Raw genomic sequence first — 25,351 nt, 5'->3', positions numbered from 1 at the left:
GGCAGACCATAAAAACCCTTTTATAATGAAAACAAAAAAGATCTGGGCTAATTTCAGCGTACAGAATTTAGAACGCACTACCGCCTTTTACCAACGTCTCGGCTTTAAACACAACGGAGCGTCAGCGCAGCTGACCAGCTTTTTCTTTGGCGACGATAACTTTATCATCCATTTCTTTTTGAAAGACGTTCTGGAACCTGCTATGATGGGTCCTGTCATTGATACAAAGGCGGGAAATGAAATCATCTTCACCCTTTCTGCCGACACAAAAGAAGAGGTAGATAACTGGGAAAAAGAAATACGGGAAGCCGGCGGTACCATCGTGTCACAGCCGGTGGAGTTTGGAGAGGGGTATTACGGGTTTGTGTTTGCCGATCCTGACGGCCACAAATTCAATGTCTTCCACATGTAGCCCTGTTACTGAAGAAACTCATCTTCAGAAGCGGACTTCTTCAATATTGACAGCTGCCGGCGTCGTTTCTGTCGCCAGATGGCCCGCATAGGTATCCTGCAGCGCCACAGGTGTCAGCGTCCAGGTAAAGCCCTGCAGCGCCACTGCGGTATCAGACAGGATATGCACCGCCGGTAGCTCTACGATGCCGATGCCATTGGCTTTGGCCGTCGCTTCCTTCATGGTCCAGTACCGGTAAAACTGCCATACCGGGTCCGGCGCCCCCATCACCTGCTGCCACTCACCGGGTGTAAACTGCTCGCGAAAATCTCCGATTTCGATACCTCCGTTTTGTTCTATGTCGATGCCCACTCTGCCGCTGGTATCCACAGCGCAGACGGCTATATTGCCGGAATGAGAGATATTAAAATCCGGCCCGCCCGGCCAATACGGCCGGCCCGACGGCGTATACAACACCGCTTCCAGGTCCACCTGACGGTCCAGCTGTGCAAAGGCGTGCAACAGCAAATGTTTTCCCAGCAGGGAGGCATGTGCGTCCTGCCAGCGGTGAAACCGCAATACCTTTCTGCGTGCCTGTTCGGGTAGTACACCCAGCAACCGCTCGAACCGGTCCTCCGGCAGCGGTGCATCAAAAACAGTATAATAAATCGAGACAGCCATAAACGGAAGATATATTTTTTCCGGGAACAAAACAATCGGCGGTGCCGGAAGCATTGGAAATGCCGGCCGGCGCTGCGCATCAGCCAAACGGGCGCCCGTGCAAACGGAGAGGAACGGTATGCCTCAGCCCCCGGGGGAAACAGGCGGGCGCCGTCGTAATGTCCCCCAAATTTGTCGCAACGCCCCCCGGCGCCATCCCCGCACATACTTTAGTTTTGCTGAAAACCATTGTATGTCACAGATCAACGTATACCTCAACTTTGACGGCAACTGTGCTGAAGCCATGAAGTTTTACCAGTCCTGCCTCGGCGGCGACCTGTCTTTGCAAACTGTAAAAGACTCTCCCATGGCCGGCGACTGGCCCGCCCATAAACAGGAACATGTGCTGCATAGCAGCCTTACCAAAGGACCGCTGCTGCTGCTGGCCTCCGACATGGGCGAAAATCCCGCCGGCAACAACATCTCCATCAGCCTCACCTGTGATACGGCCGAAGAGCTGATCGATGCCTTCGAAAAACTGTCTGCCGGCGGAGAAAAGACCCGCCCCGTACATGATTTTTTTGCCGGCAAAATAGGCGCGCTGAAAGATAAGTACGGGTTCTACTGGATGCTCTATTCCCATAACGGTCAACAGTAAAGTTGACAGTAGTCCTGACCAATCTGGCAGCCAGAGCGGCCATGCTTTGACAAAAAGGCGGAAATTTATTCTGGATACATATTTGAGCGCTTATGCCACTATGGAAAATGCACTCACCTTCTTAGCACATCATCCGGTAAACGACGCCGGTTTACTGGATGCATATTCTCAAACGGTCACCGGTGTGGTAGGCACGGTCGCCGAATCCGTTGTACACATTGAAGTACAACGCCCTGTCAACGACAGGCGCAATCCTGAAAAGAAAACGCAGAACGGCGCCGGATCGGGCTTCATCATTTCTTCTGACGGCTTTATCATCACCAATAATCACGTGATAGAAAAGGCGGAAAGCATCCGCGTTTCTTTCGTTGACGGCAGGAAAGTCAACGCAGAAATCAAAGGCGCCGACCCCTCCACGGATATCGCCGTACTCAAGATCGATGAAACCGGGCTGAAAGCGATGTCTTTCGCGGATTCATCTGCCTTACAGGTAGGACAGATCGCTATCGCCATCGGTAACCCCATGGGCCTGCAATATACCGTTACTGCCGGCGTGGTCAGTGCGTTGGGCCGCACCCTCCGCGCCAGTAACGGCAGGCTGATAGACAACGTCATCCAAACCGACGCAGCCCTCAATCCGGGCAACAGCGGTGGACCGCTGGTCAACTCCCTCGGCCAGATCATCGGCGTAAATACCGCCATGATCCCGGCTGCACAGGGACTTTGTTTCGCCATCTCGTCTAACCTCGCCGCCCAGATAGCCGGCCAGCTTATCCTCCACGGGAAAGTCAGACGCGCCCAACTCGGCATCGCGGCTCAACCGGTAAAACTCACCGCCCGCATGATCGCCGCCAATAAACTCACCACCCAAAGCGGCGTGTATGTGGTGGAAACCATCCCCGACGGCAATTACGATAACAGCCGCTTACACACCGGCGATATCATCGTCGCTTTCGACAATGTGCCCGTAGCCACCGTGGATGATATGCATCAGCAACTCACGGAAAAACAAATCGGCCGCAAAGTGCCGGTAGACCTGCTCCGCGGCGGCCACAAGATGACCGTTACCGTTATCCCCGGACCAGCCGGGATTTAGAGATTTTGAAATTTTGGAATTTTTTGATGTTGGAATTTCGGGGGAAGATAAAAGCGAATAAAAAAGCGAATAAAAAAGCGATTTAATGATCCGCTTTGTTATTCGCTTTTATCATCCCCGAAATCAAAAAATCCCAAAATCAAAAAATCCCAAAATGATCACGTTCTTGCTTTCTCGACATTTCCTTTGTCTTTATTCTCCCCTTTCACCGTTTTTAGCAAGATGACCATCGGCGATTCCTGCTGTTTATTCGGCAGATGAATAAAGTATTCGTTGCGGCCAATCCATTCCGGCGCAAGAGCGACATTACCCTGCATCATAGATACGCCTGTCAGCTCCGTACGCGCCGGCAGCTTTACCCTTAAACTACCGGATACGGGCATATTAAAAACCACCATGTACACACTGTCTGTTCCGGATTTACGGATATAATACCCCCAGTCCTGTTTCTCGAAACCGGCATAGGTACCGTCGTAAACAGCAGCGCCGTTGACTTTCATCCACTCGCCAATACCTGCGGCCAGCTGCTGCTCTTCGGCGCGGTAAGTACCGTCTGCTTTTGGTCCGAAATTGAGCACAAAATTACCATTGAGCGAAACACTTTTCACCAGCATTTCCAGGATCTCGTTCACTGTCTTCACATGCCCCATCCACTTCGCATGGTAGCCCCACTGGTTTTCAGGTACCGTCATCACCGCTTCCCAGTCGTTGCCATGCACGTCCGCGATGGTGGCAGGAAGCTTTCTCTCCCAGCCCTGCTCATAATCGCCCATCAGGCGGCCGTTGGAATCGAAGTGACGGGCCCCTTTTTCATCGGCACGCAGGCGGCTGCCCATCACCAGGCCGGGATGCAGCGCTTGCAGGTACTGCTCCAGTTCATCGCTGAAAGCGCCGTCGTTTTTCCAGGAATCGTCCCACGTACCGTCAAACCAGAAACCTTTGATAGTGGGATAACGCTGCAACAGTTCCGCCAGCTGATTTTTGACAAACACCTGGAAACGTTTACCCGCCGCGGAATCCGCAGCATTCTTTAACGAAGCCCGGTAGTCCGGATGGTTCCAGTCGATAATAGAAAAATACAGGTGTACATCGATCCCTGCTTTATTGTACGCATCGATCATCGGCCCCAGTAAATCTTTTTTCCACGGAGAAGCGGCGATGGTATATTTTGAATACTTGCTGGGCCAGAGACAGAAACCATCATGGTGCTTGGTGGTGATGATCATATACTTCGCGCCCATCGCTTTGGCCTGCGCTGCCCACTGCTGCGGGTTAAAATTCACCGGGTTGAACTGCCTGTACAGCTGATCATACGCCTTATGCGGCATCTCTTTCCACGAGCGTATCCATTCGGCAGCGCCGTTGTACGTCTTGCCGTTCCATTCCCCGGCGGGGATGGCATACAGCCCCCAGTGTATGAACTGTCCAAAGCGGAGAGACCGCCAGCGGACCATATCGGCATCGGTGCGGTTACCCATACGATGTGCGCCGTGTTTCAATGCAATGGTGTCCTGCCTGGGCTGCTGGCCCTGCACCGTGGCCTGCAGCAGCAATGTGCAACAGGCGGCGGCGAATATGCCGGTAATCATTTTATTCCTCATGATGCTACTCTTTTTATTCCGATACCTGCAACTGCCAGGTGATCGTGTCTGTCAATATCTTTCCCTGCTGTACACCGGTGGCGGTGATGGTATTCGCGCCGGGCCGCAGGATAATGTTCTCAAAAAGAAAATCTCTCTTATTAGCGCCCTGCCTGGCGGTCAGCGGTTTTCCATTATTCACGGAGACGGTCACGTTCTCCATGTTGCTGAATACTTCCACCTGTACCTTTGCCTGCTTACGCACGTTGTTGCGGCGTTCAGCGATATAGATCATAGGCTCCGGGTTCCAGTTGGCCTTGTACCAGAAAAAAGCGTCTTTCTTCTGCTGACGGTCGTAGGTGATCAGCCCTTTCAGGTTGCGGGCGTTCACCCCTCCCCTGTTCCACATGGGCACGGCAAACTCGAACGTGTTCCACAGATAGGAAGCGGCAATATAAGGATGCTGCTCTATAACAGCCCACTGTTTTACATGGGTGGCCGTCTGGTATGTCTCGGGAAAAAATTGTCCGCTGACCGGATCGAAACCGGTGGACAACGAATCGGTATGCTGGTTGATATTACCGTCCGCACCGTATTCTGTCAGCATGAGTTTATAATCCGGGTATTTTTGCTCCAGCCCCTTCACCCAGCCTTCAATATCTTCTATCTTTCCCTCGTACCAGCCGTAATAACGGTTCATACCTTGTATATCGGCCGCCAGGTTGGCCGGCCGGTCCATCTCGCCATACCCGCTAACGGCGGTGGTATAACGATCGGGATCTTCTGTTTTGGCCAGGTCGTTCAACTGACGGGTCAGTACGGCCACATGCTCGTCAGGCGTTTTGGCGTATACTTCGTTATGCAGCCCCCAAACATAAATAGCCGGATGGTTGAAGTTCTGCCGGATCAATTCTGTCAGTTGTTGTTTGGCATTGTCGCCCTCCTTTCCGGAAGCTTTATTGACGAAAGGTATTTCCGCCCATATCACAAAACCCATGCTATCACACTGCGAATAGAGGTACTCCGCCTGCTGATAGTGCGCAAAGCGGATAGTGGTGGCGCCTATCTCTTTGATCAGGTCCAGGTCTGCCTTGTGCTGCGTATTGGAAAGCGCATTGCCGTAGTCCTGCCATTCCTGGTGACGGGTAACGCCGTGCATGGCATAAGGTTGTCCGTTGAGGAAAAAACCTTTACCCGGCACCACCTCAAAGCGACGGATGCCCAGCGGCTGTGTCACCGCGTCCAGCATTTTTCCATCAGCCATGACCGTAGTCGTCAGCGAGTACAGGTACGGATCTTTGCGGCCGTTCCATAAATGCGGCCGGTCTACCTGCAGGTCCTGCCGGATGATATTGATGCCTTGCGGGCTCACCTGCACGTTCTTACGCTGAACAGCTACCGGTCTGCCCTGCCGGTCTTTGATCACCGTCTGCACCACGATGTCTTTATGATGCAGCTGTTTGTTCTCAATCTTGGCGGTGACGTGGATAGCCGCCTTTTGGGCGCTCACGTTACTTTGACGGATATAGATCCCCGGCGAAGCATAGTCCGTGGTAGTGATATTGATATCATTGGTAACGATCAGGCTTACCGGCCGGTAGATACCGCCGAAGATGCCAAACAGGAAATGATTGATGGGCAGTACATCTTCGCGGGCGCTGTTGTTCGCTTTTACCACGAAAGTGTTTTCCTCACCATATTTCACGGAATGGGTGATCTCATAACAAAAAGCGGAATAAGAACCTTTGTGCTCTCCTATCAACCGGTTGTTGACATACAGGCCGGCAACAGCACCTACGCCTTCAAAACGCAGGAACAGCCGTTTGCCTTTCCATTGCGGATCTACGGCAAACACTTTGCGGTAACAGGCTTCTCCGGCATAAAAGTCTTTACCTTCCTGCATGTCCTTGTTGTTCCAGGTATGCGGCACCGTTACATTCGTCCAGCCGGTGTCCGGCTGATTTTTGTCAGTCGTCAGCGCGCCTTTGCGGAAAGACCAGCCATCGTTGAAAGGCAGTACGCTGCGGCCTTCCTGCGCGTATCCCCGCAGGAACAGGGATACGCACAGCACGCCGGCTAAAGAAAATTTCTTCATAATAATTATTTCTGATAACCATCGTTCTGCGTCAGCACAGCATCTTTATTCACATCGATCTCTGACTGCGGGATGGGCAGGTGTATGTTAAAATCGCTGATGGTAGGCGCCACTTTCGGGTTGAATTTGCGTACTCTTTCCACCAGTTTTTTGGTGCGGATCAGCGTCAGTCTTCTCAGCTCTTCGGCCGTCAGTTCGCGGGCGCGTTCATCCAGCAGGTAGTCCATGGTCACCTCGGCGGGTTGTACCGGTGTTGCATGGGCACGGCCGCGCACTACGTTGATGCTGGCTGCTGCGTCGGCGTTACGGCCCTGCAAGAGCTGGGCTTCCGCCAGCAACAGGTAGGTTTCACCGAGGCGCATCTGTATACGGTCTTTATAAGACTGGGCACCCTGTATGTCCTGTGGCTGGAACTCGTACCATTTTGTAGTATGCGCGTACATGTTCTGGATGGTATCGAAGCCGGTAGGCATTACCTGCTGACCGAATTTAGGAGAAGCGGGGTCGTTGTAGTAGTAGGTACGGCGGATATTGTAAGGAGAATTGCGCATGTCTGTTTTCTCGAACAGCTCGTACGTCCACCAGTTGGTGGGCCTGATCCTGCCGATACCGCGGCCGCCGAGGCTGTCGGCCACTTTCATGCCCTGCACGTTTACATAGAAAGGTCCCCATTCGCGGCGGCGCTGGTCAAAATCGGAGCCGCCACCAGGAATGTTATACTGCTGTTCAATCACCCAGATGGCTTCTGTATTGCCCTGGCTGCGGCGCATGTTGCCATAGGTGAACATGTCTGCAAAAGGATCGCCGGGCAGTGATGCTTTAGTGCCGTAACGGGCAGTGATGAGCGTGAAAAATTTACTGTCGATCACGCGTTTGGCGGCGGCTTCTGCTTCGGCGGGTTTGTTGGCGCGCAGCAACGCTTCGGCCAACAGCTGCGCGGCCGCGAATTTATTGATGCGGCCCTGTTTTTTCACACCGGCCGGGTCAGGCAGATTTGCTTCTGCAAAAGTGAGGTCGTTAACAATAAACTGTATCACGTCTGCTTCCGAAGCGCGGGTATAGTCCGTACGCGGCACGGCTACCGGTTCTTTGATGATGGGTACGCCGCCGAACAGGATAGACAACTGGTTGTAGGCATATGCCCTGAAGAAGCTGGCCTCTGCTTTATAGAAAGCGCGCTGTTGCGGCGTGAGGGTAGCCTTCGGGTTGTCTGCATTGAAGATGATATTGTTGGCGGCGTTGATCACGCGGTAGTTCCAGTTCCAGACGGTAGAGAGGGAACCCGTTTGCGGGTTAAGATTGCGGTAGTCTTCGTAGGGCGCCTGCACAGCGTTGGGCTGGCCGGTAATGGCCAGGTCCGTACCTACGTAAAAGGTGGCCAGCAGTCCCTGCGTATTGCCGTAGTCGTTACGCACAATACTCTGCAGTCCTGTGCTGGCGGCTTCGAAGCCCAGTTCATCCACCAGCGTGTTGTCCGGTGCGTATTTGGATTTCAGCTCTTCATCGAGGAAATGTTTGCTGCAGGAGGTGCTACCGGCGATCACCAGCCCTGCGAGCAAAATGCTGTGTATATAAGATGATTTCTTCATGACCTTACATTTTTAAAATTACAGACTGATGTTAACGCCAAACACGATAGTGGCCGTCAACGGATAAAAATCGGAGCTCTGTGAGCCTCCACCCTGACCGTTGTTTAAACGGGTAGCGGAAGAAGTGGAAGAGGTAGGCGCTGTTTCCGGGTCCCATCCGGTCCATTTGGTGAAAGTGCCGAGGTTACGGCCGCTGAGGTACATCATCAGATGACCGATCTTGTAGCGTTCGAGCATATTTTTATCGAAGGTGTAACTGAGCGTGACATCTTTAATGCGGACAAAGGAAGCATCCTGTGCATATTTGTACCCTTTGGGGTTATTATAGATGAGAGACGGATTGGTGTTGATCTTATTCTCTGAAGTCCAGTACGGTATTTCAGCCGGTAAATTCACGGTGCCGCCCTGATCGCGGTTGTCCAGGATATAATTAGGGCGAAGCTGGCCGTGTACATTCTGAATAAAGATATTCAGGGAGAAATTTTTATAGGTGAAGGTATTGGTAAGACCGGCGATGTATTTGGGCAGTTGCGACCCCAGGTAAGAGCGGTCTGCCGCATCAATTTTACCACTGCCGTCGCGGTCCAGGAACCTGATGTAGCCGGGTTTGGCGCCAGGATCTATTTTCATATCTTCTCCTTCCTGCCAGATACCGGTCATGGTATAATCGTATATGCCTAACAGTGGTTTACCGATGAACAGGTTATTGCCGATATCATCTTTATTGTCTCCATACAGTGATACCACTTTGTTCTTGTTAAAGGAGATATTAAAAGATGTTTGCCAGGTGAAGTTGTCCGATTCGATGTTGCGGCTGTTGAGCAGTACTTCAATGCCTTTGTTGGCTGTTTTGCCGATGTTGTCGAACACGGAGGTGTAACCGCTGACGGCGGGGATTTTCCGGCTGAGCAGCAGATCGTAGGTATTGGTGTTGTAAGCCTCGATGGTACCGCTTAATCGGTTGTTCCACAGCCCGAAGTCGACCCCAACGTTAAGGCCTTTGGTGGTTTCCCATTTCAGGTTGGCATTGCCAAGAACGTCCGGTATTACGCCGATGGTGGTCACGCCGTCATAGATATATTGCGCGGTATTCATCCTTGTCAGTGTCTGATAGGCGCCGATGGCCTGGTTGCCGGATTTGCCGTAGGAGGCGCGCAGTTTCAGCTGGGAGATCACCGGCGCGGCGGCTGCCAAAAATTTCTCGTTGTGCACATTCCAGCCTACTGCTACGGAAGGGAATACCCCGTACTTATTGTTTTTACCGAAGCCGGAGAAGCCGTCACGGCGGATGGTAGCGGTAACGAGGTAACGGCTGTCGTAGGTGTAGTTGGCGCGGAACATCTGCGACAGCAGGCTGCTGCTGGTATAGTTGGATTCTGTTTTCTGTACCTGTCCGGCAGTAAGGTTGTTGAAATCGAGGTTATCGTTGATGAAGGAATTGGCTTTAAGCTTAGTGGTGAACAGTTCATCGCGCTGGGCGCTGTACAGGGCGGTGAAGTCCAGCCCGTGTTTGTTGAAACTGGTCGCATAGGTCAACAGGTTCTCCACGATCCACTGTTTGGTCTCTTCATTGTACACCTCCGCAGAGCCCAGCTGGTCGCCGGCTTTGCGGCCGGTGTAGTTGGCTGTGCGCACCGGTCTGTAGCTATAGGAACCGTTGACGCGGTATTTTAATCCTTTGATAAAACCGGGTGATGCTTCCGCGTAACCGCTGGCCGACGTGTTTTTAGTACGGTTCAGACCGGGGTCGTACAGGTTTACGAGCGGGCTTTGGTACAATGTCTGCGGCGCGATGGGATATATTTCGTAATCTCCTTTGGCGTTGTAGAGCGTACCGTAAGGGCTCAGGGAGTTGGCATCGAACAGCGTGGCTTTACCGCCGTCGTTGTTATTGTTTACCAGGAACATGTTCAATCCCGTTTTCAGCCACGGGGTAACGTTCGCGTCTATATTGGCGCGGATGCTGCTGCGGTTGAACTGGTATCCTTTAATGGTGCCTTCCTGTTTGAGGTAGGTGCCGGACACATAGTATTTCACGTTGTCGGTGCCGCCGGAAATACTCAGCTCATGGCTCTGGATATAGCCCTGCTGACCGATTTCCTTTTGCCAGTTCACTTCCGGAACGCCGTTGGCATAGTTGGTCTGTTCGGAGAGATAAGGCAGGTCGGGCGCAGTGGGACGGCCAGCCTGGATATTGTACCAGTGGTTTTTGGTACGGTATTGTTCCCCGTTCATATTCTTCATTACATTCGATTGAAATTCCGGGCCGCCATATCCGTTATAGGAGATCACCGGTTTACCGGACTTGCCTCTTTTAGTGGTGATCATGATCACGCCGTTGGCGCCGCGGGCGCCGTAGATAGCGGTAGCGGAGACGTCTTTCAGCACATCGATGGAAGCGATATCATTCGGGTTGATGTCGTTGTAGGTGCCTCCGAAAGGCACGCCGTCCAGCACGATCAGCGGCGCGTTGCTGGCCGTAATGGATTTCATGCCACGGAGATAGAAAGCGGGAGAGCTGCCCGGTTTGCTGGTGTTGCTCACGATATTGATACCGGCGGCGGAGCCCTGTACTGCCTGCAGCACGTTGGTCACCGGCAGATTTTTAAGACGTTCGGTAGGTACGGAAGAAATAGAGCCGGTCACATCGCTTCTTTTTTTGGTGCCATAGCCCACCACTACGACTTCGTTCTGTTGTTCCACGGCCATTTTCATGGTGATGCTGAGCGTGGTGCTTGTTGTCACCGTTACCTCCTGCGGCTCCATGCCGAGGTAGGTGAACTGTAATACCGCCGGGCCGTCGCCGGGCACGCGCAGGGCGAAGCCGCCATCTGCGCCGGTAGAAGTGCCCAGTGCTGTTCCTTTCACCCTCACGGACACGCCGGGCAGGGGGTCACCGCTTTCGTCGGTAACCTTGCCTTTAATGTCCAGCGGTGCTGCAGCTTCCGTGTTAATGGCGGATGCAGCGTGGTTGGTTGTTTTAGGAGAAATAAAGATGGATTTGTTTTCGATCACATACTTCAGCGGCTGGTCTTTCAGCACTAACTCAAGGAACTCGGCCACCGGCATGTTCTCGGCCGAAACGGTCACCGGGCGAGCCTTCTGCAGCACATCCCTGCTGGCGACGATCGTATAACCGGACTGTTGCCGGATGATGCCAAAGATCTTTTCCACCGGTACATTCCTGCCGGACCAGGTGATCAGCTGGGCATATCCGGTAGCACTGGCTTGCAACATCACAACGGTAAGGAATAAAGAAGTCAGCTTCATGACTAACAGCATTTTGGTTGGCAACCATTGGCGGACACGGCTCCCCGTTGACACAGGGGCATAGCACGCCCGGTTGCAAAGAGCAGTTTTTTGCATAACTTTGCAGTGGTTTGGCTTGTAAAAAATGGTGTTCTGGAACACTCAACATTTTTGCATGACTGTAACCATCCAGCCGGAAGTGGGTCGAAGCACTTTCGGTTTTCTATTACAGGCAGACACGAAGTTGATATTTGAAATTGTTGTTCACTGTTTTTTCCATAACGCCCCGCTACGGGGTGCGATTACTGGTTGATTTGTTCACGGCATTACGATTGTTTACTGTTTTTATACGGACGACTTTTCGGATTGTTTACTGTTTCCCGATGATCAATGTTCTGTTCTCCAGCCTGAAGGCCACTCCTGACTCCTTTAAAAAATTCAATACGCTCGAAAGATTGACATCACTGCCTATTTCACCCACAAAAGTGATATCAGGCGGCGTGCCGGCATAAGTGACTTCTATGTCGTACCAACGCCCGATCATGGCGATAACGGCCGTTAATTTTTTATCCTGAAAATTCAGGATACCGTTTTTCCAGGCCATGACAGCGGCAGTATCTACCTGTCTGTTTAACGCCACGGTGCCGGCTTGTTTATTGAACAGCAGCTGCTGGCCAGGCTTCAACACACTGGGATACTCCGGTATGTCCACCCGCACGGCCCCTTCCAGCAATGTGGTGCTGATACCCGGGTCGTCGGCATAGGAGCTGATATTAAAATGTGTTCCCAGCACTGTTACGGAGGCCTGATTACTCAGGGCCACTACAAAAGGCGTTTTACCTTTGGCCACTTCAAAGTAGGCTTCCCCGGTCAGCTCCACTTTCCTTTCCGTGCCGGTAAAAGCGGTAGGGAAAGTAAGGGCGCTGGCGGCATTAAGCCATACCAGCGTACCATCGGGCAATTGCATTCGGAACTTGCGCCCCCTGGGCGTATGCAGGGTATTGGCGACAGCTTCCCCTGTGCCGGACGGCTGATATTCCACCTGCCCGTTTTTTAATATTACCTGCGTGCCCTGAGCGCTGGAGATGAGGCCATCCTCCCGGTTGTCGAGCACCACCTGCTGACCGTTGGCCAGTGTGAGTACAGCGCCGTTTTTACCGGGCTGTACGTCTGCCGCCGCTACGACCGGACCAGCCGGTGCTGCCTGACGCGTGTGCAGCAACCAGTAACCACCGGCGGCCGTCAGCAATACGATAACGGCTGCAGCGGCCACCCAGCGGCGCACACGGCTAAGCCGGCGGACACGGGCGGCAGGCTCCTGCTGCAGAATACGCTGCAGCAGCGGTTCATATTCCGCCGGATGGTAGTGCGGGTCTGCCGGGGTATGTGCGTGCAGCTCATTCAGCATCGCCACCCATTCCTCGTCGTCCGCCTGTTTGCCCAGTTCGGCAAACAGCTCCGCCTCCTCTGCCGGTGCGGCAACGCCAGCGTAATAACGCTGCAACAAAAACCTGTAATACTCTTTTGCTTCCACTGTAGGCCCCCGCTTTTACTCATCAGACGCTGAAAAATTAATGGTGTACTATGCCGTCTGAAAAAAAATTAAAAAATTCTTAACAGCATCCCTATCAGGAAGACAGGGAGGTAGTCACCGGTGTGCTTCTCCAGGTATTCCCGGATAAATTTCCGGGCGGTGACAAGCTGATTTTTTACCGTATGCTCTGAAATATCCAGCGCTTCCGCTATTTCCCTGCGGGACTTTCCCTCCTGCGTGTTCAGGATAAACACCTCGCGGCGGGAAGCCGGCAGCTGGTCAATGGCATTCCTGATGTGTAACTGTAATTCCTTGACGCGGAAAGCCGCGGTCACATCTTCATTATCTTCTATATCATCGTGTGTGATAGCTTCTACCCGTATCTTTTCGCGGGCTATTTTCCTGAGAGCGGAAAGAGAATAGTTGGAGGCGATTGTGTACATCCAGCCGGCCGGATTGTCGATACCACCCAGCGTATGCCGTAGCTGCCATACTTTCAGGAACACCTCCTGTAACACTTCGGCGGTGGCTTCCTCTGAACGGAGCATCTTGCGTACAGAGACGGACAGCACTGCATTGTAACGATGATACAGTATACGAAACGCTGCCTCATCCCCCGCTGCAATCCGCGAAAAAAGTAACCTGTCCTCGAGTATTTTCACAGTGCACAAGATAAAAAAATTTAGAGATTTCGGAATTTGGGGATTTTGGGATTTCGGGGATTGGGTTTACGAAAATAAAAGCCATTTAAAAAGCAAAGCTGCCTCCTGGTAAGGAGGCAGCTTTGGACACAAAAGGTCAAATCAAAAAAATCACTACATCAAAAAATCCCTAAATGTCACGGCCACGATGTCTCCACGCCGCGGGCTCGGATATAATCCTGGAACTCCTTCAGCAGCGGGGCCTGTTCCCGCACGGCGCGGGGCGTTACGTTCTTGCTGCGGGCAAAAGCCACGAGGTTGCCCACTGCTTCGCCAATACCCCATTCAGTGGGATGAAGGCGGTAACAGCCATTGGTGATATGGGTAGTGCCGATATTTTTATTGGCAGGCAGCAGGTTCTCCATCCTTTGTGGCAACAGGGCGCCCAGCGGGATCTGGTAAGGCAGCGACCCAAAGTCAACATAATTGACGCCGGCGCAACTGGGATGAAGGTCGATATGATAATAGCCTACGCCTACGCTGTCGTAAAACTCGGCCGCTTTTTTCTGCGGCTGGCCGGCTTTCTGCGCACGTTGCTCTGCACCCACATGTTCTTCGAGGACCGTAAACACTGCTTTGATACGCCGCGACTCGCGGATATAGGGATATTTGGCCATACCGTCGGCAGTACCCATGATGTCTTTACGGAAACGGATGCCGGGCCACCCTTTGCCGCCATCAGGACGGGGCGCCTCGGTCTGCAGCCAGTAGATGAGTGACAGGTTGAGCTGCTTGGCCTGCGCTACATGGTGATGGAACTTTTCGGGGCTGACACCAATCACGTTGCCCAGCATATAATCGTTCTGCGGCCAGTTAACGATGGTCACGTCGCCCTTATAGGCGCCTTCCGCAAAATTGCCTTTGTTGATAATGCGCCGGTAGTTCCACAGGTTGAGCGCATCGCCGGTGGCGATGCCTTCGGGGTGGAAACCAAGCAGCTTGGGCTTCAGCGTGCGCGGATCGGAATAGTGCAGGTCCAGCTGCCGGCCCGACCAGGCGGGCGTAAGCGCCGGCACATGGTTCCGCCAGAACTCGTACCTTGCGGGCTTTTCGATGACGAAGTTGCCGCCTGGCACATAGTCCAGCGCAAAACAAACAGTAAAAGCCTGGTTATTTTCCGGGTTGCCTTTTTCCGGCGCATGCAGCTCGCCGGTCTGTTGCTTCGATTCGGTGCCGGTCACAAACTCGGTGCCTGTCAAAGGCAACAGGTCGCCCATTTCGGTGGCATCTGCAAAGTAGGAACCCTGTAAAATCAGTTCCCGGTGGTTACGTTGGTCCTCTGCGGTGAGCGACAATACCTTGCTGCCCGATACATTAGCGCGCACCACTTTGGTATCGGTCAGCAGTACCAGTTGACCTGTACTGATGAAAGGAGCCAGCATATCCAGCATCACGGCCAATGCCACTTTAGGCTCGTGACAGAGCCGGGACACGGAGCCGTCGCCCGGATTCAAATGCGTCCGTTGGCGGGCATCGGCAGTGAGCGGATAATGACGTGTATAGTATTCCCGGATACGGTTTCTCAGTTCGCGATAGCGCGCAGGCGCGCCATGTGTTTCAATCCACGGATGTTCGTCCGGCGGCACGCCCTGCTGGGTGAGCTGACCGCCGATCCAGTCTGTTTCTTCCGTCAGCACCACCGTTTGCTGGTTGTGCAGCGCCGCCAGCGCTGCCGCTACACCTCCCAGGCCGCCGCCGGCAATCACCAGGTCGGCTGTCAGCGTCTCCGGCTTTGCCTTTTTCTTTCCTTTGGCACTCCCCTGCTGCTTTTTATCCTGCGTCATGGCTAGTGCAGGCTGCGCGATCACAGCGCCGCTGCTCAATGCGAGCATCTCTAAAAAATTCCTCCGTTTCATTATTTCAATATTTTAATATTTTGATATTTTATTGGGCTGTTTCCCTTGATCATCTCTCTGATAAAGGCTATAGCACAATATCAACCAAACACTGTCCAACAGCACCCATCTCCCCACATCAGCATAATCAGCGGTAATCATATCATAGTTACCAGCCTTCGTTCTGCGTTAGACCCGGGTTGATGTCCCTTTCTGCCTGCGGTACCGGCAGCAGCATCAGCTTCGGCGTCCAGAAGCGGGTTTCGCGGGTATAACGCACATCCAGCTGGCCGGTATAATCCGGGATGCTGTTAAGGTCGTGTGCAGCGGTCTTTTTGAAATTGGGCACAGGCGGCATGGCGGCAGGACTTTTGGCAATGCCCACCACTTTGCCCGGCATCACCAGGTCTGCAATCCCCCAGCGACGAATGTCAAACCAGCGGAAACCTTCTACAGCCAGTTCTACGGTACGTTCGCGGCGGACCAGTTTCCGCAATTCGTACTGGTCTGTTTCAATAGCAGCAGGTACTGCCGGCTGACCGGCGCGTTGCCTTACTTTGTTGATAGCGGCCGTCACTGTCGCGTCCATTTGTCCCAGTTCTATCTTCGCTTCGGCATAGGTCAGCAATACTTCAGCATACCGCATCAGGATGAAGCTCACTTTGGAGAGGAACACATTTTCATCGGTCATGGTGTATTTGGTCCACAGGTATCCGACGCCGCTTTTAGCCGGACCGAAAGCATTATCATAGTCTGCATTTCCTTTTACAGACCAGCTGCCGTCTGCATTTCTGAAGGACGTGGACGATTTGTAAATATCATATACAAAGGTGGTATTGTTCATGGTCACCGTGTCTCCCGGCAATGCGACCGTATATTTCAGTCGCAGGTCCCTGTTTTTGGACGGATGCTGCGGATCATAACTGGACGATTCATCAATCCTTTTCCCATCGGTGCATTCGAACTGATCTACCAGGCGCTGGTTCGGGAAACGGCCCGACTGGCCGCCGGCGGCGCGGGAGCAGTTGCCCAGCGGCAGGTAAGTGATAGATCCCGCGAGGGCATCGGTATACAATACTTCCAGCATGATTTCATTACCGGCATTGGGTTTCTGTCCGCTACGGGTGAACAGGTCCTGGAAACGCGGATTGAGCGACAGTCCCGCTTTGTCGATCACCTGTTTGGCAGCATCGGCGGCGATTGCATAGTCCTTGTTATAAAGCGCCGTACGGGCTTTCAGGCCGAGGGCCACGGATTTGCTGACCCGCCCTCTTACGCCAGGCAGCCAGTCGAGGGACTTTGCCGCTTCGTCCAGTTCGGCGTAGATAAACTTTATCACATCCTGTTTGGGCGCGCGTTTTTGATTGTAGAATTCATTCGGCTGCAATGGTTTGGTGATCAGCGGCGCATCGCCGAACATGGCGGAGAGATAGAAGTATGCCCACGCCCGTAATACCCGGGCTTCCGCTTCCATGCGGCTGTAGTTGGCCGGGGCCACATTGGCCTTCGCGTTCACCATCCCGTCCAGCATTGTATTGGCGCGCTGAATGGTGGCGTAGGCAAATGACCAGATGGCGGCCGGATGTGCGTTGTACGTATCAAAAGTGCCTTCTCCCAGCTCGTTGGCGCGAAGGATGGCGATGTCTGTCCACCCTTCGGAGCCCGACTGGTAAGGCACCAGCCCGAACTCCCATTTGATGGACGCATACACTGCTGTCAGCGACACATTGATCTCATTCTCATTGTTCAGGAAAGTGCCGGTAGCCGGCGCGCTGAGTGGCGCCCTGTCCAGGAATTTATTACATCCTGACATACCTGTCAGGAAAAAAGTGCACCCAATGATGCTATAAAAAAGTTTTCTCATGGCTTAAAAGTTTGCGTTAAGACCGATAGTGAAGGTTCTCATGATCGGGTAAAATTCCCCGGCGGTATTTGTCTGTTCCACATCGAAACCGGGGAAGAACTTATCGAAGGTGAGCAGGTTCTGGCCACTGGCGTAAATCCTTACGGAGCGCAGCTTGGCGTTGCTGGTCACTGTTTTGGGGAGCGTATAGCCGAGCACCACGTTCTTCAGGCGCAGGTAGGCGCCGGAGCGCATCCAGAAAGAAGATGTTACGTAGTTGTTGGCGATGCTGTTGGGCGTCAGCCTCGGATAAGCGGCATCGGTATTATCGGGAGACCATGCATCTTTCTGATGTTCGAAGATGGTGCCCTGGAAGTTGGCGGAATAGAAAGGCTGCGCACCGGTGCCGGACAAATAGTTGTTCCGTTTACCTACGCCCTGGAAGAAGATGTTCAGGTCAAAACCTTTATACTGCCCGTTGAGGGACAGGCTGTATTCATAGCGGGGGAAAGAGTTGCCCAGCACTACGCGGTCATAGGCGTCGATTTTACCATCCGGTTTTCCGTTGGCGCCGCTCACGTCGGCATAACGGATATCTCCCGGTTTGGTATTGGCGAAATGGAAAGGCGCTTTGTCTATTTCTTCCTGTGACTGGAAGAAGCCCTGGGCCTGGTAGCCGTAGTAGGAATTCAGCGGATGGCCTTCGCGCATAATGAGGGCGCCGTTGATGTATTCTTTGCCACCAAGGCTTACTACCTCATTTTTCACATCGGAGAGATTGGCTTGTACGGAATAGGTGAAATCACCGGCGCGGTCCTTCCAGCCGACGCCCAGCTCCCATCCGGTGTTGCGCATGGAGCCGATGTTCACGAACGGGGCGCCCAGGCCTACGTAGGCAGGCACGCCATCCAGCTGCAGCATGTCGGTGATGTTACGCCTGAAGTAATCAGCGGTAACGGTCAGGTGATCGTTGAGGGCGGTAAAGTCGATACCGGCGTCCAGTATTTTGGAGGTCTCCCAGCGGATGAACGGGTTGGCGGCGGTAGTGAGCGCGTAACCTGCATTCACTACGTTGTTGAAGTAGTAATCAAAAGAGCCGCCGGTGCTGTACATGGCGTAGGTAGGATAATAGTTGGCTACGCCGTTCACTACCAGGTCCTGGTTACCCAGGGCGCCGTAAGATCCCCTGATTTTCGCGCTGTTGATCACGTGACTGATGGATTTCCAGAAGTTCTCTTCCGAGATGCGCCAGCCGGCGGACACGGAGGGAAACAATTTCCACCAGTTTTCCTTGCGGAAACGGGAGGACGCGTCGAAACGGCCGTTAATTTCCAGCAAGTATTTCTCTTTGTAATTGTAGTTGATCCTGGAATAGGCAGATGCCATCGCATATTCGCTTTGTGCACCTGACATGGTTTGTCCCAGCGGATCTGCCGCATCCAGGTATGGCAGTGAAGGAGAGATCAGGTTCTGACGTTGTGTGTTGACGTAGCTGGTTTTAAAAAGTTCGGTGGTGAAGCCGCCCAGCACGGTGAAGGCGTGCTGGCCTATATTCCGGTTATAGCTGGCCTGTGAGCGGAACACGTTGCGGGTGGTTTGCGTGTTGTTATCGATCAGGGAATTATTTGCCGGCCATTTGCGGGCAAAGAGCAGTTTGTTATTGGCGACATCCGGCGTATAGATTTTGTATTGATCGGTGAACACGCGGGCATGTCCGTTGGCGGTGTTGGAGCTGTAGCTGGCCAGCAGTTCCATGCCTTTGACGGGTTTATAGGTAAGCGTACCGGTGAGGATACGGGAGTCGGTAACACGTTTGTCCCAGCCGCCGTCTTTTGCCTGTGCGGCAGGGTTCATATTGGACCATCCTTCGCCCCACTCGCCGGTATTGAACCGGCCAGGCGCGATGGCCGGCAGGCCTATCATAGCGCGGATGATGCCTTGCGGCGAAGATTGTCCGGGCCAGTTACGTTCTGTTCTGTTCACCACGATATCTGCGGCGGCAGACAGTTTGCTGGTGATCGCGATGTCGGTATTAAAACGCAGGTCGAGGCGTTTGAAGTTGGTGTTGGCGGTAAGGCCGTTCTGCCCCAGATAACCGCCGGAGCCGAACACTTTGATCTTCTCACTGCCGGCAGACAGGCTCAGGTTATGGTTGTGCATGATACCGTTGTTGACCAGGATGAGGTCTTTCCAGTCGGTGTTGAAACGATTGAAATTATCCGGTCCCATTTTTTCATAGTCGGCGATCTGCTGTGTGAAAGCCGGTGGCAGTCCTGCATTCACCTGTGCGATGTCCCACAGTTTCATGTGGTCCAGTCCATCTACCTTTTTGGGCAGGTTGGTCGGTGATTGTTGGGCGACGTAGCCGTTGTAGCTGACGCTGACGCCGCTGATACCGCGTTTGGTGGTAATGAGGATAACGCCGTTGGCCGCGCGGGAGCCGTAGATGGCAGCGGCAGCCGCGTCTTTGAGTACAGAGATGCTGGCGATGTTGTTGGGATCGATGGCGTCGAGGCTCATTTCGATGTTGTCGATGAGCACCAGCGGGTTCTGGCCGGCGTTGATGGAGCCGATGCCGCGGATGCGGATGGTGCCTGCATCGCCGCCGGGTACGCCGGACTGCTGGGTAACGGTAACGCCGGGGGCGGCGCCCTGTAAAGCCAGGGAGGCGGAGGCCACCGAGCGGGTTGTCATGGTTTTACCTTCAATGACAGAGACCGCGCCGGTGAGGTTGACTTTTTTCTGGGTGCCGTAACCGACCACCACTACTTCGCCGATTTGTTTGTTAGACGGTTCCAGGTAGATGTTGACCTTCTGCTGGCTGGTAGCTGCCAGTTCCTGTGTTTTATATCCTACGAAAGAAAAAACGAGTGTAGCCGTTTCCGTTGTACCGGCAAACTGGAAGTCGCCGTTAGCGTTGGTGGTGCCTCCTTTGGCAGTACCTTTCATCACTACGCTGACACCGATCAGCGGTGTGCCGTCTTTATCTTTTACACTGCCTTTGAACAGGTAGTTCTTTTGCCCGAAGGCATATGGCTGTTGCAGGATGACGAGGAGCAGGAGCAGAAAGCTGCCCAGTCGCCAGTGACGGGTAGATTTTCCCATACAAAAAAAATTTTGATTGATAATAGCTTGATATAAATAAATAGCAGTCGCATAACCGGCCTTCCTGCCGGCGGCAGTAATTACAGGTATTGCATGTTGGTTGATGGTCCGGGCATAAAGTTGATCAATGATATTATGTGTGTCCGGGTGATTGACAGCCCTTCACTTTTTATCCTTTCTGCAGGGATGCTGAAATGCCGCAGCGGCCCAACCTCGCTTTTAGGCACAGGACACAGGCGGGGACAGCCGGCCCCGAAACAGATTTCTGTATGATTCTGACCGGCATAGGCAATAAGGCATAGCAACAGCCGGCAGCTGGTGACAAGTAGCTTTAGTTTCATCAGAACGCGTGTAGAATTTGTAGTTGTGTTTATAAAATATGTGGCTACAAAAAGCCTACTTTATAACAAATATGCCTCGGCTAGGGCTAAAATAGTAATTCTTTTAAATAATATCCGTATAATTAATTAAATTTTTTAAAAACAATATGGAAATACAGGCTGGAAGAGAATTTTAAATTATCTAGTACTTAACAAACGCTTTAACCCCGCAGGATAAGTATCGCCGGTGTCGGTACCTGCGCCATCCATAAATGCGCCATAGGTAATACTGTCGCCAAAACAAAGAATACGGCGATAACGGCGCAACAGCCGGTGTTTTTTAAGATAGTCATACAACTGTGCGGCCATGAACCGGTAGCCTGCGGCTGTGGGATGAATACCATCTTCCCTGCCCATATTAGCGGCATTGACAATCAGCGAAGCAGCCGTTCTGTTCGGCTCCCCGCGGCGAACAAATACCTCATGGAGATCAAGGCAATAAACCTGTTCCGAAGCGGCGATTTCCCGGACAATGGCACAGGCACTGTCTATCCTGACGTTGGGATCTGTATCGTATAACGCACGCCGGTGGCGCTGAAAGAGATACCCCGTATCTACCGGCAGAGAAGTCATCAGCACTACTTTGGCGCCGGTCTGCCGGATACGCTGTACCAGCTGCCTGTACTGCGCGGTATATTGTCCGTATGGCACCAGCTTGCCGGAATTGACCATATCGTTTGTTCCGGCCATCAGCACCACCAGGTCAGGCCGCAAGGCCACCACATCCTGCTCTACCCTCCTCAGCAGATCGGAGGTACTATTACCCCCTACCCCTTTGTTGATCACGGTATAGGGTCGGGAAGCACAGGCCACACAGGCCATGAGACAGCATAAGAGCAGATAACGCATCACAGGGAAATTACGAATTACGAATTTGGAACGAATCGGATAAAGATATAGCTCCCCATTCGTAATTCGTAATTCGTAATTGATTTTAGTATTTTTATGATTCAATTATTTCAGCGGCAACAGGGATGAGTGATCAGCACAATAAGTACACAGAGGATGCATTTATACAGCAACTGGCGGCAGGAGACCAACAGGTATTCCGGCAGCTGTTCGACTGGCATTATAAAGCCCTGTGTTATTTTGCCGGCTCCATTGTCTCCCATACCCATGCGGCGGAAGACCTCGTACAGGAAGCTTTTTCCAAACTATGGGACAAACGCGGCGATTTTCAGAGTACCGCCAGTATCAAGGCTTTCCTGTTTATTTCCACCCGTAACGCCTGCCTGAATTATCTGAAACAACAAAACAGGTTGACCGAAAGGGAGCAGGAATTCCTGTACCACCAGGACGGGCAGACAGCCCCTGTTGCTGCCGGTTTCGATCCGCTGCTGGCAGAAACCGAACTGCTGCAACACCTGTACGCCGCCATAGAACAATTACCCGCCCAATGCAAGCGGGTATTTAAAATGGGCTACCTGGAAGGCCGGAAAAATGAAGAGATTGCCACCGCGCTCAATATCTCCTACAATACCGTTCGCACCCAGAAACTGCGCGCCATCAAACTGCTGCGCAGCAGCGTACTGAAAAAACAGGTGCTCCCGCTCCTGCCGCTTTATCTCACCCTGCTGCGATACTATGACTATAAAGGATAAAACCTATGTTCCAAAACGTTAATCCCACTACGACACTGACGCTGGAAGAAGCCATTGAACAAGGGCTGACAGACCATCTCTCCTACGATTTTGAATTCCTGGCCGAAGATGTGCCCGGACAGAAAGTGCTGATCTTCTCGGAAGATGTACACACCGACCAATTGCTGGACCTGCACAACATCTATGTGGAGCAGGATATCGCCGGGATGATCTTCCGGGGCAACCTGCAGGTAGACAATTCCATCATTGACTATGAACCGGACACCTACGCCTGCTTCCTGTTGATAGAGGGCAACCTCACCTGCCGCAACCTTGTTGCCGGCTGCGTTCCCATACACGTAAAAGGGAATGTATATGTCCGGGAAACCTTTATCGGTTACTACAACCACGGCGAGGTCACCATCGACGGCGACCTGCACGCCCGCCTCTGGATCGAAGACGATCACCAGACAACGGTAAAAGGCACTGTACATGCTGTAACCTTCGCCCCGAAGGACTGGACCGCCACTCCTGACTATACCGACTGGCACGATGTGCTGCTGCCGGAAGTGGCCACGCAGCTGCTGAAAGAAGATTACCTCTTTGCCGGCAATGCAGACCTGCTCCGCCTGATCGAAGATGGCCAGCCGGTTTTCAAACAGGACCTCCTGCGCACCGGCATCAGTTCCGATGAATTCCGGCAGCTGTTATACAATGAATTGTTTGCCCCGGGGCTGGACAGCCTGACGGTGACCCAAAAACCGTGGGAGCTGCGTCTCACACAACATAGCGATCAACCGGGCGGCTGGGAAAACGATACCCTGTATATCCTGAACGCCGAAGAAGGGCGGTCCTTTGTTATCTCCACCGCTCCCGGCAAACCACTCTTTTTCGGGTATCAGGTTGCGGACGACCGGTTTGAAGAAGTGACTGATCTTACATCGGAGCCGGGGCAACTGCTGCTCCGCTATTTCACCAGGGCATGCGCCATTGTCAACGCGAAAGTCAACTGGAACCGCTATTACCGGAAAGAGATCGACGAAGAGCAACTGTGGCAACTGATCTGGTTATTCAATCCCGGCGACAACACCGACTTTTTCCTCCCTGTTGCCACTGAGCTCTTCCACCGCGTGGCACTGGCAGCTGATTACCCTTACACGTACATCCATAGCCGTTATCCGGAAGACAGCCTGCGCCGTGGCCTGGATGAAGTCCCCGGCGCCACGGTGCCCGTCGCTTTGCTGGACGGGCTGCTGGACCGCGGACTGATCGCCGAGCTTTCCTACAATAAACCCCTCTCAGGGGAAATGGAGACGCTGAACGAGGTGACCATGCTCTATTGGAATACGCTCCTGAAAACACCGCCACCGTATGACGAAGACCCTGTCAGCGAGGAGTACATGCATTTCGTAAATACAGAGATGCAACCGCAGGGCGCTATGCTCATACGGCTCAATGCCGGCATGCGCAACTACCTGCTGGCTTGTATGCCGGTGGCCGCTATTCCGCAGCTGAAACAACTGGCAGATGCGCTCGACGTTACAGTGGAGTTTTAGGCCGTGGGGTCCCCGACCCTGATGCAGGGGCAGGCGATGCGCCCGACGTCACAGCGGAGTTTCAGGCCTTCTGCCCCTGGTCGTTAATGCGGTTGACAGCTGATGCGCCCGGCGGCGCACCGGATTCCTACATCTTTATATTCAGTCAGTTACCTATTGATTTAAAAAAAATTTAAAATTTCTTTCGTTTTCTTTTCATCGAACTCGACAAGTTGTTGTTTCTATAAAAACAGCAATAGTGGGAGTTCCTGACAGCCAACAACCGGATACATTTTTACAGCGGGTCGCCTATCTGATCGCGCGGCACCAGCAGGACCAGCTGACTGCCGGCGAAGCCGAAGAACTGCGCGCCTGGCTGGATGCCGCGCCGGAGAACCGCCGTTTCCTGGAACAGTGGAGCGATACCCGTTTGCTGGCAGACAAACTGCAGCGGTTTACCCAACCCGATGTCAACACCGCCTGGGAGGCCTTTCGGGCCAAACACCTGACCAATGCCCATCCCACAGAAGTTCCCCGGAAAACATTCCGGCTGTCCCGGTGGCACTGGAGCGCAGCAGCAGCAGTTGTGCTGCTGGCCGGTACTGCCTGGTACATCCAGCACTCCCGCCCCGCTGCGCCTATCGCGCAGCAGCAGGAACAGACGCCCGTACGGCCGGGCACCAGCAAAGCCGTGCTCACCCTGGCCGACGGCTCCACCATACAGCTGGACAGCGCCGGCAACCAGGTGATCGCACAAGGGGCCTCCAACATCCTGCAACAGCAGGGACAGCTTCGCTATGATCTCCAAAATCCGGACGCAGCGCCGGCACTGAATACACTGACTACTCCCCGTGGCGGCCAGTTCCGGGTAATACTCCCGGACGGCACCGCCGTATGGCTCAACGCCGCTTCTTCCATCACCTACCCCACCGCCTTCCGCGAAGGCGCCAGACAGGTAAGCATCACCGGTGAAGCGTACCTGGAAGTAACATCAAAAGCCAACCATCCGTTCCGGGTCACCATCAACGACCAGACAACCGTAGACGTACTAGGCACCAGCTTCTGCATCAGCGCCTATGCCAACGAAAACACCATCAACGCCACACTGGTGAGCGGTGCGGTAAAAGTCAATACCGGCAACACTTCCCGCGTACTGGCCCCCGGCCAGCAGGCACAGATCAGCAACGGCAGCATAACTGTCAGCCAGACAGACACCGCTGCCGCCATCGCCTGGAAAAACGGGGAATTCTATTTCAACAACGCCGATATACCGGCCATCATGCGGCAACTGGAAAGATGGTACGATGTACATGCGGTATACGAGGGCAATATCCCCTCCCGCACCTTCCAGGGCGAGATACAACGCAACCTGCCGCTGGAAGACGTACTGGAAGGCCTGCAGTCAACAGGCATCCGTTTTCATATGAAAGGAAGAAACATTATTGTACAACCATAAATTGTCATGATTCACAACGAGCGAAACCAGCCATCTATCACCTATATGCACAACTAAACACAAC

General features: G+C 53.2%; 17 protein-coding genes. 6 read left to right on the top strand and 11 right to left on the bottom strand.

Features of this window, described 5'->3' with window-relative positions:
• The first annotated feature begins 25 nt into the window (after positions 1 to 25).
• The gene (locus HF324_RS12000; RefSeq protein ID WP_168802690.1) at positions 26 to 412 is read left to right on the top strand and encodes a VOC family protein; all 387 of its coding nucleotides are present in this window, start codon (positions 26 to 28) and stop codon (positions 410 to 412) included.
• A 24-nt stretch (positions 413 to 436) separates the two neighbouring features.
• On the opposite strand, the gene HF324_RS11995 is transcribed toward HF324_RS12000, so the two are convergent.
• Complete coding sequence (locus HF324_RS11995) at positions 437 to 1,072, bottom strand: 4'-phosphopantetheinyl transferase family protein (RefSeq protein WP_168802689.1); 636 nt, start codon at positions 1,070 to 1,072, stop codon at positions 437 to 439.
• A gap of 232 nt (positions 1,073 to 1,304) precedes the next feature.
• On the opposite strand from HF324_RS11995, the gene HF324_RS11990 reads away from it, so the two are divergent.
• Both HF324_RS11990 and HF324_RS11985 read left to right on the top strand, forming a co-directional pair.
• Positions 1,305 to 1,709, top strand: coding sequence for a VOC family protein (locus HF324_RS11990; RefSeq protein ID WP_168802688.1), 405 nt, complete (start codon positions 1,305 to 1,307; stop codon positions 1,707 to 1,709).
• Between the two features lie 100 nt (positions 1,710 to 1,809).
• Positions 1,810 to 2,805: a S1C family serine protease gene (locus tag HF324_RS11985; RefSeq protein WP_168859868.1), complete on the top strand. Its 996-nt coding sequence runs from the start codon at positions 1,810 to 1,812 to the stop codon at positions 2,803 to 2,805.
• Positions 2,806 to 2,963: 158 nt separating this feature from the next.
• On the opposite strand, the gene HF324_RS11980 is transcribed toward HF324_RS11985, so the two are convergent.
• From HF324_RS11980 to HF324_RS11935, 10 genes are all read right to left on the bottom strand, one after another.
• On the bottom strand, positions 2,964 to 4,406 hold the full coding sequence (locus HF324_RS11980; RefSeq protein ID WP_168859867.1) for an alpha-L-fucosidase: 1,443 nt from the start codon (positions 4,404 to 4,406) through the stop codon (positions 2,964 to 2,966).
• 13 nt (positions 4,407 to 4,419) lie between these two features.
• Entirely contained in the window at positions 4,420 to 6,480 is a 2,061-nt protein-coding gene (locus HF324_RS11975) for a glycoside hydrolase family 2 protein (RefSeq protein WP_168859866.1), read from the bottom strand.
• Positions 6,481 to 6,485: 5 nt separating this feature from the next.
• On the bottom strand, positions 6,486 to 8,069 hold the full coding sequence (locus tag HF324_RS11970) for a RagB/SusD family nutrient uptake outer membrane protein (protein ID WP_168859865.1): 1,584 nt from the start codon (positions 8,067 to 8,069) through the stop codon (positions 6,486 to 6,488).
• An 18-nt stretch (positions 8,070 to 8,087) separates the two neighbouring features.
• Positions 8,088 to 11,339: a TonB-dependent receptor gene (locus tag HF324_RS11965; protein ID WP_168859864.1), complete on the bottom strand. Its 3,252-nt coding sequence runs from the start codon at positions 11,337 to 11,339 to the stop codon at positions 8,088 to 8,090.
• A 349-nt stretch (positions 11,340 to 11,688) separates the two neighbouring features.
• Entirely contained in the window at positions 11,689 to 12,852 is a 1,164-nt protein-coding gene (locus tag HF324_RS11960) for a FecR family protein (RefSeq protein WP_168859863.1), read from the bottom strand.
• A gap of 68 nt (positions 12,853 to 12,920) precedes the next feature.
• Positions 12,921 to 13,514, bottom strand: coding sequence for an RNA polymerase sigma factor (locus HF324_RS11955; RefSeq protein WP_168859862.1), 594 nt, complete (start codon positions 13,512 to 13,514; stop codon positions 12,921 to 12,923).
• Between the two features lie 176 nt (positions 13,515 to 13,690).
• Positions 13,691 to 15,409 (bottom strand): FAD-dependent oxidoreductase, encoded by a 1,719-nt coding sequence (locus HF324_RS11950; protein WP_168859861.1) that lies wholly within the window; start codon positions 15,407 to 15,409, stop codon positions 13,691 to 13,693.
• Between the two features lie 148 nt (positions 15,410 to 15,557).
• Positions 15,558 to 17,252, bottom strand: coding sequence for a RagB/SusD family nutrient uptake outer membrane protein (locus tag HF324_RS11945; RefSeq protein ID WP_168859860.1), 1,695 nt, complete (start codon positions 17,250 to 17,252; stop codon positions 15,558 to 15,560).
• A 3-nt stretch (positions 17,253 to 17,255) separates the two neighbouring features.
• The gene (locus HF324_RS11940; protein WP_168859859.1) at positions 17,256 to 20,336 is read right to left on the bottom strand and encodes a SusC/RagA family TonB-linked outer membrane protein; all 3,081 of its coding nucleotides are present in this window, start codon (positions 20,334 to 20,336) and stop codon (positions 17,256 to 17,258) included.
• 518 nt (positions 20,337 to 20,854) lie between these two features.
• The gene (locus HF324_RS11935) at positions 20,855 to 21,565 is read right to left on the bottom strand and encodes an SGNH/GDSL hydrolase family protein (protein WP_168859858.1); all 711 of its coding nucleotides are present in this window, start codon (positions 21,563 to 21,565) and stop codon (positions 20,855 to 20,857) included.
• A 125-nt stretch (positions 21,566 to 21,690) separates the two neighbouring features.
• On the opposite strand from HF324_RS11935, the gene HF324_RS11930 reads away from it, so the two are divergent.
• From HF324_RS11930 to HF324_RS11920, 3 genes are all read left to right on the top strand, one after another.
• Positions 21,691 to 22,317, top strand: a complete 627-nt coding sequence (locus HF324_RS11930) for an RNA polymerase sigma factor (protein WP_168802676.1) — start codon at positions 21,691 to 21,693, stop codon at positions 22,315 to 22,317.
• A 5-nt stretch (positions 22,318 to 22,322) separates the two neighbouring features.
• The gene (locus HF324_RS11925; protein WP_168859857.1) at positions 22,323 to 23,852 is read left to right on the top strand and encodes a DUF6630 family protein; all 1,530 of its coding nucleotides are present in this window, start codon (positions 22,323 to 22,325) and stop codon (positions 23,850 to 23,852) included.
• A gap of 238 nt (positions 23,853 to 24,090) precedes the next feature.
• A complete protein-coding gene (locus HF324_RS11920; RefSeq protein WP_168859856.1) occupies positions 24,091 to 25,287 on the top strand; it encodes a FecR family protein in 1,197 nt (398 codons plus the stop codon).
• The last annotated feature ends 64 nt before the right edge of the window (positions 25,288 to 25,351 follow it).

It is taken from the genome of Chitinophaga oryzae, assembly GCF_012516375.2.
Classification (GTDB): Bacteria; Bacteroidota; Bacteroidia; order Chitinophagales; family Chitinophagaceae; genus Chitinophaga; species Chitinophaga oryzae.
Note: the sequence above shows the minus strand (reverse complement) of the source record. Positions and strands in the feature narration are given on the sequence as shown.